Origin of the sequence: Prevotella dentalis DSM 3688, from assembly GCF_000242335.1 — a bacterium.
Lineage (GTDB): Bacteria > Bacteroidota > Bacteroidia > Bacteroidales > Bacteroidaceae > Prevotella > Prevotella seregens.
This window is the reverse complement of the sequence record NC_019960.1, coordinates 1,114,456-1,130,303: the sequence shown is the minus strand read 5'-3', so window position 1 is coordinate 1,130,303 and position 15,848 is coordinate 1,114,456. Positions and strand designations below refer to the sequence as shown.

Here is a 15,848-nt window from a genome sequence, read left to right as displayed (position 1 = left end):
CCTCCTTTCCTCTGCGCCTCTGCGTGAGCCATACTCGTGTAGCTCCCACACAGAGACGCGGAGGAAAGGAGAAGCAAGAACGGAGCCACTCTTAAGACAAGCAGACCATTAAGAAAACAAGTAAGTTAGTTCGCAAGCAAGGAAAAGCAAACAAGCTGACAAGTAGACAACGATTAAACAACAAGCAACAACCATGATAAGATTCAAGGAATATCTGGAACGCAGGGCCCGCAGGGCGGCGTTCATGAGTGTGTGCCTCGCGGGGCTCGCAGGATTCGGCGGGCTCTTCCTCGGCTCGTGCGCCAACGAGGACTTGGGCAAGGACGGCGGCGAGGAGGGCGACAGGAACGCCTCCGTGGCCTTCAACGTGAGCGAAGCGCAGGACGACGCGCAGGCCGCCGCCAAAGCCATGCCGGGCGTGCCCGTGACGCGCGCGGCGTTCAGCGAGCAATTGGGCATGATGAACCTCACGCCCGCAGACCTTACCACGCAGAAGCTCGCCGTGCAGGGGGCCGCCGGCACCGACCTCTGCCTCATCGAGACCACCACGCCCGGCGTTAATCCCATGCGACAGGACAACCGTACGATGACAGCCCGCACGGCGGCGACCACAGGCAAGGAAGATACCGAGGCTGCGACCCGCGCCAACATCACCACGATGACCACACTGGGCCACTTCGCCTCCTACGGCTACCGTGGCACCACCGCCGCCGGCATCTCCGCCGCGCCCAGCTGGTTCTACCATGAGAAGACCAACCCCGACGGCACCCTCGTCAGCCCCCGTTTCTGGTCGTGGCAGATTCCTTTCGGCAGGTTCTATGCCGTCTCCCCGTGGGTGGAGTCGGGCTATGCCAAGCTACAATTCTCACCTGCGACCCATGCCGGCACGCCCTACGTGGACTTCGAGGTGGAGCCCGACGTGAAGAACCAGAAAGACCTCATGACGGCCTGCTCAGGCGTGGTGCAGTATGCCACGCAGTTCGTGCCTCCCACCACCAACCTCAAGTTCCGCCACGCCCTGACGGCCGTGCGCTTCAAGGTGGGCCAGAACCTGTCGTACAGCAAGACCATCACCAAGGTGGAAATCATCGGGGCCATGAGCAAGGGCCGCTACACGCTCTCCACCGACGAGACCGGCACGGGTGCGGCATGGAGCGACCTCTCCACTCCACAGACCTTCACCCTCGGCGGCGACGGCACGGTGAACGTGAGCACCACGGCGGCCGTGAACCAGATTATCCTGGGCAACAATGGCGACAACTTCACGTTCTACATGATTCCGCAGCCGCTCTCTGGCGTGCAGATAAAAATATACTTCAACAACAGCTCCACCCCGGCTATCACTGCCAATCTCTCGGGCACATGGAAGCCCGGCACAACAAAGACCTACGCCCTCTCGCAGAACACATCTACATGGGACTATCAACTCACCGTGACCAGCCCCGCCGCCGTCGGCTACGATGTCACCACGACCGGCGATTACACTGTCAAGAGTTATCGCGAGGATCCCGTCACCCACATACAGCAACCCGTGAAGTGGAAAGTAGTGAGCTATCAGGAGAGTACTGATGGCGGTCAGACATGGGGAGCCGAGACAACGGTCAAACCCGCATGGCTTACCTCTCTGAGCATGACCGAGGGTAACGGCGGAACTTCTGCAGAGAGCGGATTCGGCACGCTCACGACCAACATTACCGACTTGCTTGCCAAACGCAACAAGGCCTTGAAGAATGCAACGGCATTAGGTTCCTCCGGCACTCCCTACGACCTTTCCACAAAGGGCGGCACGATTCAGCGCAGCACAGCCAACTGCTACGTCATCTCCGCACCGGGACATTACCGTATTCCGCTGGTCTATGGCAATGCTATCAAGAACGGCACGACTAACGTCCATGCCGTACAAACCAGCAATACAGGTAGTCATATCCTCAAACATTTCAAGAATCATAATAACCAAAATATTACCGAACCTTGGATTACGGAGAGCAACGGTGGAGCCAATTCACCCAATGGTGCCAAAATTGTCTGGGCAGACGAGAGCGGACTCGTAACCAACCTCGCCGTGTCGGGCAGCGGTACCAACGCTTTTGTCAAGTTCAAAGTGCCCGCCTCCGCCATCAAGAACGGAAATGCAGTCATCGCCGTGACCAAAGCCGGTGTGGTCGTATGGTCCTGGCACCTGTGGTTCGCTCCGCAAAGCGTACTTCAGACTACGGCTTGCACGAATTTCCAGAAGAAGGTTTACAACATCCCCAATGAGACACTCGGCTGGAAATACACCGTTTGGAAAGCTACCACCTATTCAGCTCCCCGCATCGTAAAAGTCAAGGTGGAGCAGACCGTTGCCAATGGTGGTGTAAAGCAAGAAGGCATCATTACCATCACCCAGAACAACGGCGGAGTGCGGCAAGGCTACAGCACGTTGTACCAATTCGGCCGTAAGGACGCTTTCCCCGGTACGGACGCAATTTCCGAGGGTTCTTTCAACAAGAACGGTGGCAACAACATGTCCATCCAGAACGGCATCCGGCATCCCGAAATATTCTATACTGAAGGTTCGTCATGGATCAATTATTACTCTTACAACAATCTTTGGTCTATGGACAATACCGGCTACGGCCACAACGACAACCCTGTCGTGAAAACCATCTACGATCCTTGTCCCGCGGGCTTCCACATGCCTGCCGGCTATGCCTTTACCGGATTCACTACCACTGGCAACAACTCCGAAAATCAATCAGAGTTTAATGTTTATGGAAACTGGGACTATGGTTGGAATTTCAACAACAAGATTACCAGTCCTAATGCCACGGTTTATTTCCCCGCTTCGGGCTATCGTGGGCATGACGGCACGTTACACAGCGTGGGGAACTTCGGCGACTATTGGTTGGCCGTTCCGGGCGACACGCGACGCGGTTGCGATCTGTATTTCGGATTGAACAAGATTGGGCCGCGGGGATTCGACGGCCGGTCGTGGGGATTCTCCGTTCGCCCCGTGGCAAAATAATCTGCAGAAAACCGGACAACAATATTTAGTAACAATCATGGGCTGCGGCGCATCGCAGTGTCCGCACCCTTCGCTCTTTGACATACTGACACACGACGGAAACGAAAATCTCCTCTGATATTTGGAATTGTCGCCGGAAAATTGCATTTTTGCAGAAAATTGGCGGCACTCGGCAAATTGAAAGTAAACTTTCCTTACACTCGCTTGCACAATTTTTGCTACAGAAATCAAAACGATTGAAAGACATGGCGAAGCAAAATGAAATTAAGGTTAAGACGGCAATCATTAAAACGATGCGGAAAAACGGCATGGACTTTATCTGCATCACCGACATTGCCAGACAAAAGAACCCCATAGACCCCAACGGAGTGATTGCCAACTGGATGCGCAACCGCAATACCATCGAGTTTCTTGGCATTTGGGAAACGCTTTACAACCCGATTTTCAATCCCCTCGAATTCGAGGGGTTTAGAGCTACGGCCGGATTAAATGCTTTCACGCTATCGCCCACTCGTTGGATTGAGGCAACCCGAGCCATCGGCATTGTTTCGCAGCCGGGTCGCTACGGAGGTACTTACGCCTGTTCGGACATCGCTTTTGAGTTTGCGTCTTGGATTTCGGTTGAATTTCGTCTTTACTTGGTAAAAGAGTTCCAACGCCTCAAATCCGATGAGCAGAAACAGATAGGCTGGTCGGCCAAGCGCGAGCTGTCGAAAATCAACTACCGCATCCACACCGACGCCGTCAAGCAGCACCTGATACCCGACGAGGTGACGCCGGCCCAGGCAAGCGTCATCTATGCTGAGGAGGCCGATGTGCTCAATGTGGCCATGTTCGGCACCACCGCCCGGCAGTGGCGCGAGGCAAACCCGGAGTTGAAAGGCAACATCCGCGACTACGCCACCATCAACGAGCTGATATGCCTGTCGAACATGGAGAACATCAATGCTGTGCTCATCGACGAGGGCATTCCGCAGGGCGATCGCTTGGTCAAGCTCAACCAAGTGGCCATCCAGCAGATGCGCGTATTGGAGGGCGACGGGGCAAGAAAGTTGCTGACAGACGAGAATCTCTGACACGCACAACGGAAGCGTGTTTATTCTCAAAAATAAACGATGATGGAAAATAAGGAACGGTACAGCGAGTTTGCACGCAAGGTGATACAGGGTGTAAAAATAGCGCATCAGAAAATGATTCACGAAAAAGTGCTCAAAGGCGAAAACATCGTGATAGCCGATGCAGACGGACAGATTACGACTATTTCTGCACGGGAACTCACCACAAGCGACTGAAAGCATCTTTTTGTCCACACGTCCTTTCCGTCCCACGCCCTTGAATGGAGCGTGGGACGGTTGTTTTCCACCGCTTGCCAGAATTTTTGTTTTCCGTCGTGTGTGGTTCATTCCCGAGGTGTTTACTCATCCGACGGTGTTGCGGACACACAGGGCGTGTGTCCCTACAGGGTGCAGCGCATGGGGATTTGAAAGACAACGCCCAATCGCATAGGACTCAAAAAAGACAACGAACAATTGCATAGGATTTGATGAAAGACAACGAACAACAACTGAAAACAACGCTGCGCCGCGGTATTACTGTTGTTATGAGTTGTTATCCGTTGTCTTTGTCAACCCATAAAAACGGGAAGTGAGCATTGCAAGTCTGCAAAAGTCCCAAGACAACGGGAAGTGAGCATTGCAGGTCTGCAAAGGTCTCAAGACAATGGGAAGTGAACATTGCAAGTCTGCAAAGGTCTCAAGACAACGGGAAGTGAGCATTGCAAGTCTGCAAAGGTCCCAAGACAACGGGAAGTGAGCATTGCAAGTCTGCAAAGGTCCCAAGACAACGGGAAGTGAGCATTGCAAGTCTGCAAAGGTCCCAAGACAACGGGAAGTGAGCATTGCAAGTCTGCAAAGGTCTCAAGACAAATGGGAATGAACATTGAAACGATACGAGAACCATTCAATCCGATTGTAAACCATTAAAACCAAACCGCTATGACACAAGAAATCGAAAACATCGTGCTGTCGAGAATCAACAACGGTGCGCACTACAACTTCATGAGCAACGTGGCCGAGAAGGCGAAGGGCGACGAGGCTGTGTATGGCAAGGCCAAGTCGCAGACCGACGCTCTGGTGTCGGCCCTTGCGCAGGAGAACGAGGACCTGATGCTGAGCCGCAAGAGCTCGCTGAGCGACACGATTGCCGAGGCCGACCGCCAGCGCGATGCCTACTACCGCGGCTACCGCAACGGGGTGCGGAGCTTCCGCTCGTTCCCCGCGGGGGCTCAGAAGACGGCGGCGGACATGCTGTGGCAGCACATGACGGACCATGGCATCGAGCCGAAGATGCAGCTCGACCGCGAGACGGGCCTGCTGACCAACCTCGTGGAGGACCTTCAGGGTCGTCTGGCCCCGCAGGTGGCGGCTCTCGGGCTGAAACCTTTCGTTGACGGCATGAAAGCGGCCAACGAGACGGTCCGCACGTCGCTCTCGGGGCGCGACACGGAGCAGTCGGGGCTGACGCTTGGGGCCCTGAAAGCCTCGCGTGCGAAGACGGATGAGGCCTATCAGTCTCTCGTGCGTCGCGTCAACGCGCATGCCGAGATAGAGGGCGCGGGCGATTACTTCGTGTTCATCACCTACGTGAACGAGCAGATCAAACGTTTCAAGGAGCAGGTGCTGCCCCCGGGAAAAGGTTCGGGCAAGGGCTCGAAAGGCTCTGGAACAGGCAAGGGCTCCGGCAAGTCTTCGGTCAAGAAGCAGCTGTCGCTGCTCATCCCGGCTTTCGAGACAGCTCAAGGGCTGGCTGCCGGCTCGCTGGCGTATGCCGGTCACACGGGCGAGCTGCCGGACGGCACGAAGCTCTACCTGCTCTACGTGGACGGCAACCCCGACAAGTTCGTCTGGGTGAAGATCGACGGCGACCACCTGTCCAAGGTGGACTATCTGGCCGGGGCAGGGAAGCCGGGCGGCGTGAAATAGGATATACTCAATATATCATGTTTTTATAATATCTCTTTTTTGCGCGGGCTGTGTCGTGAGACACGGCCCGCGTTTCTTTTAGACAGAACAACATATTGAGATATGGCTGCGCAGTGAGGTTTTAGACATAACAACATATTGAATATATGGCTGCGCGATGGAAAGGAGCACGCCGATTCCATGCGGGGCGTTTTTCTCACAGATTCCATGCGTGGTATTTTCTCACAGATTGCACGGATTTCACAGATGCCATGCGTGGTAATTTCTCACAGATTGCACGGATTTCACAGATGCTGCGCGGAGGGTGCGGCATTGGGTTTGGGTGTAGGGGCTGGCTTCTACGCCAAAACCATGAATCCCGCCCCTTGTTCCTCGCGATGGTGTAAAAAGTTGAAATAAAAGCTAAACGGACACGCCAATTGGCGGAATCTTTGTAATTTTGCAGCCAATATGTTGTTTTACCCAAGGCCCGGACTGCTGGCCCGAGTCAAGAACTCCGAATGACAAACCGAACTTTTCACCACCGGTTCACGCTGGGTGCCCGCTGCGGCATCCTGCTCTTGGCATGCCTGATATTCTGGCTGCTGTGGACCAAGGCCGTGGCAGCGGCCTTGGTGCTGGTGGCGTTCGAGGTGGTGCTCATCGAGCGCACACTCCACTCGGCCTATGTCTTCACCAACGACAGCCTGCTGGTGCGCCGTGGCCGTTTTGCCCGCGAGCGGCGTATCCCGCTGGACAGCATCGTCTCGTGCCGCCCCATGACTACCACTTTCGGACTGGTGCACTATCTGCTCATCGGCTACGGCGCACAGCGCATGCTGGCTGTGCAGCCGGAGAATGAGGCCGAATTTGTGCGCTGTCTGCAAAGGCTCGTGGGGCTTCGGAGGGTGGAAGAATAGATGTAGAGGTATATGTCTTTTGATCTGAAAATAAGAATCAGGCTGACGGCCCTGCTGGCTTTGCTCGCCGTCGTGCCCCTCCAGGCGCAGACCGATGAGGACGAACTCACCGAGGACAACGACACCACGGTGGCCGATTCCGTGTGGGCCGACTCGCTCGTCCTGCGCAATGACACGCTGCCCTGGCCGCAGAACGTGCAGGCCCAGCTCGACGAGCTGCTGCGCCACGACATGTTTTCCACCTCGCAGGTGGGCATCATGGTGTGGGATTTGGATGCCGACTCGGCCATCTACCGCCGCAACGAGCGGCAGCTCATGCGGCCGGCCTCCACGATGAAAGTGGTCACGGCCATTGCGGCCCTCGACCGTCTGGGTGGCGGCTACCCGTTCAAGACCGAGCTGTGCTACACCGGCCGCGTGGATAGCTGCACGCTCACGGGCGATGTCTACTGTGTGGGCGGGTTCGACCCGCGTTTCAACGGCGACGACCTGCGGGCTTTTGTCGAGGCCCTGCACAAGATGGGTGTCGACACCATTCGCGGCAACATCTATGCCGACAAGTCGATGAAAGACCCCGACCGTCTGGGTGAGGGCTGGTGCTGGGACGACGACAACCCTGTGCTCTCGCCGCTGCTTATCTCGCGCAAGGATCGGTTTGTGGAGCGGTTCTACGACGAACTGTGCAAGGTGGGCATCTATCTCACGGGCACTCTCGGCGAGCGTCGCAAGCCGCAGGAGGCCAACTGCATCGTGAGTCGCTTCCACACCATAGACCAAATCCTGATGCGCATGCTCAAGGAGAGCGACAACCTCTATGCCGAGGCCATGTTCTACCAGATTGCCGCCGCCACGGGCAACCACCCGGCCACGGCCAAGAGTGCGCGCGTGCTTATCAAACAGCTGGTGAACAAGCTGGGGCTCGATGCCTCGCGCTACAAGTTTGCCGACGGCTCGGGCCTGTCGCTCTACAATTATGTGAGCGCCGAGCTGGAGGTACGCCTGCTGCGCCATGCCTTCCGCAACGAGAACATCTACAACCATCTGTTGCCCGCCCTGCCCGTTGCCGGGCTCGACGGCACGTTGAAGAAACGCATGCAGACGGAGTTCACCCGTGGCAACGTGCGGGCCAAGACCGGCACCCTGACGGGCATCAGCTCGCTCTGTGGCTATCTCACGGCGGCCAACGGCCACAGGCTCTGCTTCTGCATCATCAATCAGGGTGTGATGCACGGGAGCAACGGCCGCCGATTTCAGGACTGGGTGTGCTCTGTGCTATGCCGTCCGCAGTAGGTGTTTGACCATAAAATTATAGGAATGGAAGAAATCAGAATATTCGTAGAGACGCTGGTGCAGCAGTGGGGTATTTCGGGCTGCATGGTGCCTGTGGTTCGCCATGCGCTGCTCATTGCCGTGGCCGCCCTGCTGGCGCTGCTGGCTGACGTGTTGTGCCGCCGCATACTCATCCCCGTGGTGACCCGGATAACGCGCCGCACAACCGCCCAATGGGACGACGTGGTGCTGGGACGGCCTGTGCTCACGGCCGCCTGCGGTATCGTGCCGGCCATCGTGGTGTGGTGGCTGCTACCCATGGTGTTCTATCAGTTTCCCACGGTGCGTGAGGTGCTGGCCCGCGTTACGGCCATCTATATCACGCTGGCCTCGGTACATCTGTGCTTGGTGTTCATCAGCAGTCTGCATCGACTTGACAATGGCTGTCGCACGAGCATGCAGCAATACATCCTCTCGTTCTGCAGTCTGCTGCGCGTTGTGGTCATCTTTGTGGCCGTCATCGTGGTGGTGGCCATCGCCCTGGGGCGCAACCCCCTGACGTTGCTGGCTGGTCTGGGGGCCACGTCGGCCGTGCTCATGCTCGTGTTCAAGGACACCATAGAGGGCCTTGTGGCCGGCATCCGCCTCACCTCGGCCGACATGATGCACGTGGGCGACTGGATCACGGTGCCCGTAGCCGGAGCCAACGGCATTGTCACCGAAATGAGCCTCACCACGGTGAAAGTGCGCAATTTCGACAATACCATCGTCACCGTGTCGCCAACTACGCTGGTGGGTGGCTCGTTCCAGAACTGGAAAGGCATGCAGGCCAGTGCCGGCCGCCGTGTGAAGCGCATGGTCTACTACGACTTCCACAGCATCCGCTTCGTGGACGACGACCGCCGCGAAACCAACATGGCGCGGTATCGTCGGGCCGTGGAGCAGTATCTGGCGGAGTGCGCGTGGGTGAACCATGACATGTTGCTCATGGTGCGCCAGCTGGAAGCCACGCAGAGCGGGCTGCCGCTGGAGTTTTATTTCTTTCTCAAGGACAAGGAGTGGAAGACCTATGAACACCAGCTGGCCGCCATTATGGAGTATGTCTATGCCCTGGCACCCGAGTATGGGCTCAAGGTTTACCAGCAATACCCTGAACAGTAACTCCGAACTTCTTAAATTCACAACGCGTATGATTATCACCATTGCCCGCCAGTGCGGCTGTGGGGCCCTGCATGTGGGCGAAGCCCTGGCCCGGCATTACCACCTGCCCATCTACACCCGCATGAACCTGCTCGACATGGCCCGCGGGCGAGGCATTCTGAACGAGATGGACGATTTCTTCGAGGAGCGGCCCGTCGACGACCTCCTGTTTGCCATCTCCGATGACTATCGGGCTGCTACCGGCCACGTGAACGACCGGCCGCAGCGCATGCTGGCCGACATGCTGGGCCGTGAGAGCTGCATCATCGTGGGCCGCTGCGGCAATTATATCTTTCGCCACCGCCCCGATTTGGTGTCGGTTTTCCTCAAGGGCAACATCCACAAGCGCATCCGAAACATCGAGGCGGAGCGCAGCATGCCCTATCGCGAGGCCAAGGAATTTGTGCAGGAGCAGGACGACCGGAGGCTCACCTATCACCGTTTTCACACGGGCCTCACCTGGGGCAATGCCGACGACTACGACCTCTGTCTGGACAGCTGCCGGCTCACGGCCGACCAGGCGGCCCTGCTCATCGAGGATTATATCGACCATGTGCAGGTGAAGCGGCACACGTTCGAGTAGGTTTACGGTAAAAATGGATTTCTGGATATGAAGTTTTTGATTCAGTTTCTCGTCATTGTCATCTTCGCTTTCATGGGCGAAGTGTTGCACCATGCCATTCCTTTCCCCATCCCGTCCAGCATCTACGGCATCATCCTGCTGTTTACAGCGCTCGAACTGAAGTGGATTAAGGTGAAGGACATCCGCGAGGTGACGGTATTTCTCATTGCTGTCATGCCCGTGGTGTTTGTGCCGGCGGCAGCCGGACTCATCGATTCTTGGAGTGTGATAAGCAGTTCCATCGTCGAGTATGCCGTCATCACGGTGGTGAGCACGTTTGTAGTAATGGGTGTGGCCGGTCGTGTGACACAGGCCGTGATTCGCGCCGGGCGGCGACGGAAGGAGGAAGCGCAATGAACGGTTTGTTTCAGAACTCGGTTTTTCTGGGTGTGATGCTCACGCTGGGCAGCTATGGATTGGGCATGGTGCTCAAGCGCAAGACGGGCTGGAGCATCATGAACCCTCTGCTCGTGGCCATTGCGCTGGTCATTGTGTTCCTGTTGTTGAGCGGCGTAAGCTACGAACGCTACAGCGAGGGCACCACCATCATCAGCTATCTGCTCACGCCATCGACCATCTGCCTGGCCGTTCCCCTGTATCAGCAGGTGGAACAGCTCAAGAAAAACTACAAGGCTGTATTGGCCGGCATCCTTTCGGGCGTACTCTCGTCCATGGTTACGGTGCTGGTGTTGGCCCTGCTGTTCCATTTCGACCATGCGGCTTACGTCACTTTTCTGCCCAAGTCCATCACCACGGCCATTGGCATGGGCGTGGCCAAGGAGCTGGGCGGCTATGTGTCGGTGACGGTGGTGGTGATTATCATCACGGGTGTGCTGGGCAACATCTTCGCCGAAAAGTTTCTGGCGTTGCTCAGCATCCGCGAACCCGTAGCCCGTGGCATTGCCATCGGCAGTGCGTCGCATGCCATCGGCACGGCCAAGGCCATGGAAATGGGCTCTGTTGAGGGTGCCATGAGTGGCCTCTCCATCGTGGTGAGCGGCATCCTCACCGTGTTTGGTGCCATGTTGTTTTCGGTGTTCGTGTGATGTTTTATCCTTGGTCGACCGTGTCGGCCAGCATCCACCACGACAGAATCAACGGGCTGCATGGTGGTTTTGTACGGCTATGTTTATGGGCAGACGAATCTACAGCATGGCGGCCAATTGGCGGATATGCTCGAGTCGTTTTTGTAATTTCAGGTCTCTCTTGGCCACTTGTTTGTTGTATTCTGCCTGCATGCCAATCCAAAGGTCGGCATCGATGTCCAGTGCGGCCTCCAGCATCAACGCATATTCCACGCTGACAGGACGCTTTGCGTTTAAAATTTCGTTGAGTACACTGTACGAAACGCCCATTTGCTTGGCCAACTGCCGTTGTGAAATGCCCCGTTCAGCAATTTCCTCCTTGATGGTTTCGCCCGGGTGGGTGGGGACAAATGCCTCCAGATTGTTGGCTATCATATCTGTGCTAACACCTTTCTGTTCTATCATTTTCGTTCCTCCTGTTTTATTGATAATGATTGGATAAATCCGTAATATTGCAAATGGTTGCGATTTCCTCGTCTCCTTCCTTGCGCTCCTCGAACTCAATGCGGTATCGATGGTTGACTCTAACCGAGGATATTCCTTTTTTCTCGCCTATCAGTTTCTCATAGTGCAAGGAGCCGATTGCATTCAGAGCCAGCACATTTTTAGAGTGCTTCATCAGATTGATCATCCTCGCATATTTCTGAATAATCTGAGGTTGAAACCTGTGCTTCTTGTCGTCGGTCTTTCCTTTGGTGTAGAGATCTCGCAGATATTCCTCATTGAATGTAACAATCATGGGCTTTTCGTAACTGGGTGCAAATATAAATTATTTAGTCGTTATTCGCAAATTATCGAATGATTAATTGGTGACTGGTTGGTGAAAACACCCATATTCCCTCATTTATAGAATGCTTCGAGACGTGACTGGTGGCGCACTTTCCAAGCGTAGCGGACAATGACGGTGAATGAACAGAGAATCATATAGATGATGAAGAGTTGGAGGCGGCCGATGACGATACCCTCGATGCTGGATCCGGGCAGGGTGGAGAGGGCTGTGAGCGAGGCGTTGAGCCAGTCGGCCACGTGGCCTAAGGCCGTAGCGATATACTGTTGAAGTGGCGGGATCGGTGTGGCAAGCAACATGAATACGGCCCCATAGAGAATGGCTGTGGCCGCCGGGACAACCAGAAAGTTGGCTGGCAGGAAGTAGCAGGAGAACCGGCCAAAGTAGTACATGACCAGTGGAGCCGTGCCCAGCTGGGCGGCTATGGAGATGCAGGTGAGCCCCCAGATCCATTGAGCAAACGGGTTTTGCAGATGGAGCAGCCGGTAGAGCGGCCTGTAATAGATCAGAATGGACAGCACGGCGAGGAATGACAGCTGGAAGCCCATGTCCCAGAGACACAGCGGGTTGGCTATCAACAGGATGATAGCGGCAAAGGCCAGCGTGTTGACCGAGGCCCGCTGTCGGCCCAGCAGCAGGCAGAGGGCGTAGATGGTGAGCATGGAGGCTGAGCGGACTACGCTTGGGGGAAGTCCCACGAGGGCGGCATAGGTCCAGATGGCCGTCAGTACCGCGCCTTGGGCAACTGCCCGATGACGGAAGCGGCCCAGCAACAACGTGAGCAAGGTATAGATGATGCCTAAGTGGAGTCCCGATAGAGCCAGCACGTGCGAGGCTCCGGCGACGGCATAGGCCGACTGCGTGTTGCGGTTGAGTTGGCTTTTGTCACCTAATGTCATGGCAGCCACGACTGCATACGACTGGTGGTTGAGTCCGAGCATGCGGTAACGCTGGAGGAGGCGTTGGCGCAACAGGAGTAGGTGAAGACGGATGCGTTGCAGCCAGGGGAGCGGCCGGAGGTTGGGCGGTGACGCATGCCAGTTGCTTGGGAGAACGAAAGTTTGGGCCACGATGCCGTGCACGTGTAGCCAGCGCACCACATCGAAGTGGGGGCGTCGGTTCTGGGTGGCGGAGTAAGGGCGGAGTGGTTCCAATTGAGAAGCGGCCCGGATGCCGCTGCCTACGTGCAGACTGCGCCAGCGGTTGGTGAAGGTGTCGCGCAGCAGGGAAGCCTGGATGTGCAGGGGATGGTCGAGCATCCGCCCGATGGGTAGTTGGGTAATCATGAGCTCGCACCGCAGGATTTTGCCCCTGACCTGCGGCTCACCCACGACGACAGCCTCGTAGCTGACGGGGTGGGGAGGGCAGACGACGTGTAGCTGACGATTCTGCCAGTCGGCCAGCGTGGCCCCTACCAGCAGCGTGGTGCACAGAATCAGCGCACCCTGGGCCGTGCGGTGAACCCGAAAAAGTGTGAGGGCCATGCCTAAGCAGATCGCCGCCAAGGCCAGCCACAGCCACAACGACACATGAAGCCATAGCCCGTCACCGACAAGAATGCCGGCGATAAGGGACAGCGCAATGCGCAGCAGGGGGCGGGTGTCGAGTGTCTTGCCTCGTTCCATGCTGCAAATATAGGACTTTTCCCACATTCTTGGCCCAATTGTCAGACTGTTTTGGAAAAATCACCGTATCTTTGTAGTGACTATGGAACAGAACAAGGAACTGAGGCAGGCCTGGGATTTTGTGGAGCATACAGGCACGAGCATATTTCTGACGGGCAAGGCCGGAACTGGAAAGACCACGTTTCTGAAAGCCATCAAAGAGCGGTCGGCCAAGCGCATGATTGTGGTAGCCCCCACGGGCGTGGCGGCCATCAATGCCGGCGGCGTGACCATTCACTCGTTTTTCCAGCTTCCTTTCACGCCCTTTATTCCCGGAATGGCCATCAAGGACCGTTTCGATTTTGGCAAGGAGAAGCGTCGTATCATCCGTACGCTCGACATGGTGGTCATCGACGAAATCTCGATGGTGCGCAGTGACCTGCTCGATGCCGTCGACTCCGTGTTGCGCCGCTACCGCGACCGCACGCAGCCGTTTGGCGGTGTGCAGTTGCTCATGATTGGCGATTTGCAACAGCTCACCCCTGTGGTAACCCCGCAAGACGAGGAGATGCTTCGCCCATACTATGACACGCCTTATTTTTTCGGGTCGAAGGCCCTGCAGCAAATCAGTTATGTCACTATACAGCTTACCCACGTTTACCGTCAGCAGGACCAGGCTTTCATCGACATTCTGAACCATATCCGCGATGGCCGGCCCACGGCCGACGACATGGAACGGCTGAACGCACGTTGCCGTCCGGCTTTCTTCCCCAAGGCCGAGGAGGGCTACATTCGTCTTACCACCCACAACCGGCTGGCCGACAGCTTCAACGAAACCGAGCTGCAAAAGCTCAAAGGCCGCCGGTACACCTATCGGGCAGAAATCAAAGACACGTTTCCGGAGTATAGTTACCCGGCCGACGTGAACTTGGAACTCAAGGTGGGGGCGCAGGTGATGTTCATCAAGAACGATGGCTCGGGTCGCCACCTTTATTATAATGGACGTATTGGCCACGTGACGGCTCTCGACGAGAAAGGCATCGAGGTGAAGTGTCCGGGCGACGAGGAGCCCATCAAGGTGGAGCCGCAGGAGTGGGAAAACACGAAATACGCCATTAATGAGCGCACCAAAACCATCGAGCCGCAGGTGCAGGGCGTGTTCCGGCAATATCCGTTGCGGCTGGCTTGGGCCATTACCATCCACAAGAGTCAGGGACTTACGTTCGACCGTGCCATCATCGATGCCGGCCTGTCGTTTGCCTCGGGTCAGGTCTATGTGGCGTTGAGCCGCTGCAAGAGTCTGGAGGGACTGGTGCTGGCATCGCCCATCAGTGCCGGGAATGTCATCAACGACCAGCGTGTGGCCGAGTATATCGCCCATCAACAAGAGGCCGCCGAAGCCAGTATCCGCAACTTGCCGGGGCTGAAAGAGGAATATTTCAGATTCCAACTGCTCGATCTTTTTGACTTTACGACCCTGTTTGCGGCCGAGCAGATGGTGTACCGCACGCTGTTGGAATACTTTCGTAGCCAGCCCAAACTCTCTACTTTGCATGGCAATCGCATACAGGCGTTCAAGGCACGGGTGATGGACGTGGCGTATAAGTGGCTGGCGGTGATTCGGAACACGCCGACGGATGGGCTTCACACGGATGAGTTTTTGCAGCGGGTGAAGCGCAGTGCCGGCTATTTCCTGCAGACCTTGGAAGAGGAACTGGGCGATGTCATCACGCTTACGCGGCAGGCCAAGAGCCAGAATCAACGCGGCATGGAGCAGATGGAAGAACGCTACAAGGAGTTGTGGCTGGCCTATCTGGCCAAGGACAAGCTGCTTCGGCGGATGGAGGAGGAGCCTTTTACTGTGCCTGCCTACATGCTCGCCAAGCAGGAAGCCATGCTCGACGCACTGGATGTGGTGGCACCGGGAAGTGTGCGGCGGCGTGCGCCCCGCAAGCGCAAGAGTTAGGGCTGGTCCGATGTGGGAACAACCTCTTCCAGTCGGGTAACGAGGGAGTCGCCTCCAGGTGACACCCAGAAGCGGGCGCGCACGATATGGTCGAAGTCTGCATTGCCGCTCACCTTGATATGGCGGCCTTTGCCGTAGACGGCCGTGTCGCGACGGCTGGGATAACTCACCAGCTGTACCGTTGTTTTGTTGGATTCCGAACCGATGTAGAAGATGTCGAGGCTGTCTTTGACGGGGACTGTCGCTGTGTCCTGCATCTGTGTCCTGCGATCCGCGGCGGCGGTGTCCATGGGTTCAAAGACTCGGGCTTCGACGGTGTCGCCCAGTTGTTGCGACGGGGCCATGCGGCAGGAGGTGGTGAGTGCGGCCGTCGCACCCAAGCCGGTTAGGATGGAGAGCAGTATCTTTTTCATGACAAGAAAAGCGTA

15 protein-coding genes are annotated in these 15,848 nt (G+C 56.5%); 11 read left to right on the top strand and 4 right to left on the bottom strand.

Annotation, left to right across the window (positions count from 1 at the left end; all coding sequences use genetic code 11):
* Nucleotides 1-193 precede the first annotated feature (193 nt).
* From PREDE_RS04650 to PREDE_RS04605, 10 genes are all read left to right on the top strand, one after another.
* On the top strand, nt 194-3,007 hold the full coding sequence (locus PREDE_RS04650) for a fimbrillin family protein (RefSeq protein WP_005844600.1): 2,814 nt from the start codon (nt 194-196) through the stop codon (nt 3,005-3,007).
* Nucleotides 3,008-3,252: 245 nt separating this feature from the next.
* Nucleotides 3,253-4,083: a KilA-N domain-containing protein gene (locus tag PREDE_RS04645; protein ID WP_015298496.1), complete on the top strand. Its 831-nt coding sequence runs from the start codon at nt 3,253-3,255 to the stop codon at nt 4,081-4,083.
* Between the two features lie 39 nt (nt 4,084-4,122).
* A complete protein-coding gene (locus tag PREDE_RS04640; RefSeq protein WP_005844598.1) occupies nt 4,123-4,299 on the top strand; it encodes a hypothetical protein in 177 nt (58 codons plus the stop codon).
* Nucleotides 4,300-5,001: 702 nt separating this feature from the next.
* On the top strand, nt 5,002-5,988 hold the full coding sequence (locus tag PREDE_RS04635) for a DUF6261 family protein (protein ID WP_005844596.1): 987 nt from the start codon (nt 5,002-5,004) through the stop codon (nt 5,986-5,988).
* A 500-nt stretch (nt 5,989-6,488) separates the two neighbouring features.
* Complete coding sequence (locus tag PREDE_RS04630; protein ID WP_005844595.1) at nt 6,489-6,887, top strand: PH domain-containing protein; 399 nt, start codon at nt 6,489-6,491, stop codon at nt 6,885-6,887.
* Between the two features lie 12 nt (nt 6,888-6,899).
* A complete protein-coding gene (gene dacB, locus PREDE_RS04625; protein WP_005844594.1) occupies nt 6,900-8,177 on the top strand; it encodes a D-alanyl-D-alanine carboxypeptidase/D-alanyl-D-alanine endopeptidase in 1,278 nt (425 codons plus the stop codon).
* 24 nt (nt 8,178-8,201) lie between these two features.
* On the top strand, nt 8,202-9,317 hold the full coding sequence (locus PREDE_RS04620; RefSeq protein ID WP_015298494.1) for a mechanosensitive ion channel family protein: 1,116 nt from the start codon (nt 8,202-8,204) through the stop codon (nt 9,315-9,317).
* A 28-nt stretch (nt 9,318-9,345) separates the two neighbouring features.
* Entirely contained in the window at nt 9,346-9,939 is a 594-nt protein-coding gene (locus PREDE_RS04615; protein ID WP_005844591.1) for a cytidylate kinase-like family protein, read from the top strand.
* A 27-nt stretch (nt 9,940-9,966) separates the two neighbouring features.
* A complete protein-coding gene (locus tag PREDE_RS04610; protein WP_005844589.1) occupies nt 9,967-10,335 on the top strand; it encodes a CidA/LrgA family protein in 369 nt (122 codons plus the stop codon).
* The gene (locus PREDE_RS04605; protein WP_005844587.1) at nt 10,332-11,024 is read left to right on the top strand and encodes an LrgB family protein; all 693 of its coding nucleotides are present in this window, start codon (nt 10,332-10,334) and stop codon (nt 11,022-11,024) included. The genes PREDE_RS04610 and PREDE_RS04605 overlap by 4 nt, the downstream gene beginning before the upstream one ends.
* A 99-nt stretch (nt 11,025-11,123) precedes the next feature.
* Here the strand turns inward: PREDE_RS04605 and PREDE_RS04600 are convergent, their stop codons facing one another.
* The 3 genes from PREDE_RS04600 to PREDE_RS04590 all read right to left on the bottom strand — a co-directional run bounded on the left by PREDE_RS04600 (nt 11,124) and on the right by PREDE_RS04590 (nt 13,475).
* On the bottom strand, nt 11,124-11,468 hold the full coding sequence (locus PREDE_RS04600) for a HigA family addiction module antitoxin (protein ID WP_005844585.1): 345 nt from the start codon (nt 11,466-11,468) through the stop codon (nt 11,124-11,126).
* 16 nt (nt 11,469-11,484) lie between these two features.
* Nucleotides 11,485-11,802 (bottom strand): type II toxin-antitoxin system RelE/ParE family toxin, encoded by a 318-nt coding sequence (locus PREDE_RS04595; protein ID WP_005844584.1) that lies wholly within the window; start codon nt 11,800-11,802, stop codon nt 11,485-11,487.
* A gap of 101 nt (nt 11,803-11,903) precedes the next feature.
* On the bottom strand, nt 11,904-13,475 hold the full coding sequence (locus PREDE_RS04590; protein ID WP_044126893.1) for a ComEC/Rec2 family competence protein: 1,572 nt from the start codon (nt 13,473-13,475) through the stop codon (nt 11,904-11,906).
* Between the two features lie 82 nt (nt 13,476-13,557).
* Here PREDE_RS04590 and PREDE_RS04585 point away from each other — a divergent pair, with 82 nt between their 5' ends.
* Nucleotides 13,558-15,420, top strand: a complete 1,863-nt coding sequence (locus tag PREDE_RS04585) for an ATP-dependent DNA helicase (RefSeq protein ID WP_005844580.1) — start codon at nt 13,558-13,560, stop codon at nt 15,418-15,420.
* Here PREDE_RS04585 and PREDE_RS04580 read toward each other — a convergent pair.
* Nucleotides 15,417-15,833, bottom strand: a complete 417-nt coding sequence (locus PREDE_RS04580; protein WP_005844578.1) for a hypothetical protein — start codon at nt 15,831-15,833, stop codon at nt 15,417-15,419. The two genes, PREDE_RS04585 and PREDE_RS04580, sit on opposite strands and share 4 nt — an antisense overlap.
* Nucleotides 15,834-15,848 lie beyond the last annotated feature (15 nt).

Coding starts and splice junctions, on each gene's coding strand:
- PREDE_RS04650 (WP_005844600.1), top strand. CDS start 194: ATGATAAGATTCAAGGAATATCTGGAACGCAGGGCCCGCAGGGCGGCG.
- PREDE_RS04645 (WP_015298496.1), top strand. CDS start 3,253: ATGGCGAAGCAAAATGAAATTAAGGTTAAGACGGCAATCATTAAAACG.
- PREDE_RS04640 (WP_005844598.1), top strand. CDS start 4,123: ATGATGGAAAATAAGGAACGGTACAGCGAGTTTGCACGCAAGGTGATA.
- PREDE_RS04635 (WP_005844596.1), top strand. CDS start 5,002: ATGACACAAGAAATCGAAAACATCGTGCTGTCGAGAATCAACAACGGT.
- PREDE_RS04630 (WP_005844595.1), top strand. CDS start 6,489: ATGACAAACCGAACTTTTCACCACCGGTTCACGCTGGGTGCCCGCTGC.
- dacB (WP_005844594.1), top strand. CDS start 6,900: ATGTCTTTTGATCTGAAAATAAGAATCAGGCTGACGGCCCTGCTGGCT.
- PREDE_RS04620 (WP_015298494.1), top strand. CDS start 8,202: ATGGAAGAAATCAGAATATTCGTAGAGACGCTGGTGCAGCAGTGGGGT.
- PREDE_RS04615 (WP_005844591.1), top strand. CDS start 9,346: ATGATTATCACCATTGCCCGCCAGTGCGGCTGTGGGGCCCTGCATGTG.
- PREDE_RS04610 (WP_005844589.1), top strand. CDS start 9,967: ATGAAGTTTTTGATTCAGTTTCTCGTCATTGTCATCTTCGCTTTCATG.
- PREDE_RS04605 (WP_005844587.1), top strand. CDS start 10,332: ATGAACGGTTTGTTTCAGAACTCGGTTTTTCTGGGTGTGATGCTCACG.
- PREDE_RS04600 (WP_005844585.1), bottom strand. CDS start 11,468: ATGATAGAACAGAAAGGTGTTAGCACAGATATGATAGCCAACAATCTG.
- PREDE_RS04595 (WP_005844584.1), bottom strand. CDS start 11,802: ATGATTGTTACATTCAATGAGGAATATCTGCGAGATCTCTACACCAAA.
- PREDE_RS04590 (WP_044126893.1), bottom strand. CDS start 13,475: ATGGAACGAGGCAAGACACTCGACACCCGCCCCCTGCTGCGCATTGCG.
- PREDE_RS04585 (WP_005844580.1), top strand. CDS start 13,558: ATGGAACAGAACAAGGAACTGAGGCAGGCCTGGGATTTTGTGGAGCAT.
- PREDE_RS04580 (WP_005844578.1), bottom strand. CDS start 15,833: ATGAAAAAGATACTGCTCTCCATCCTAACCGGCTTGGGTGCGACGGCC.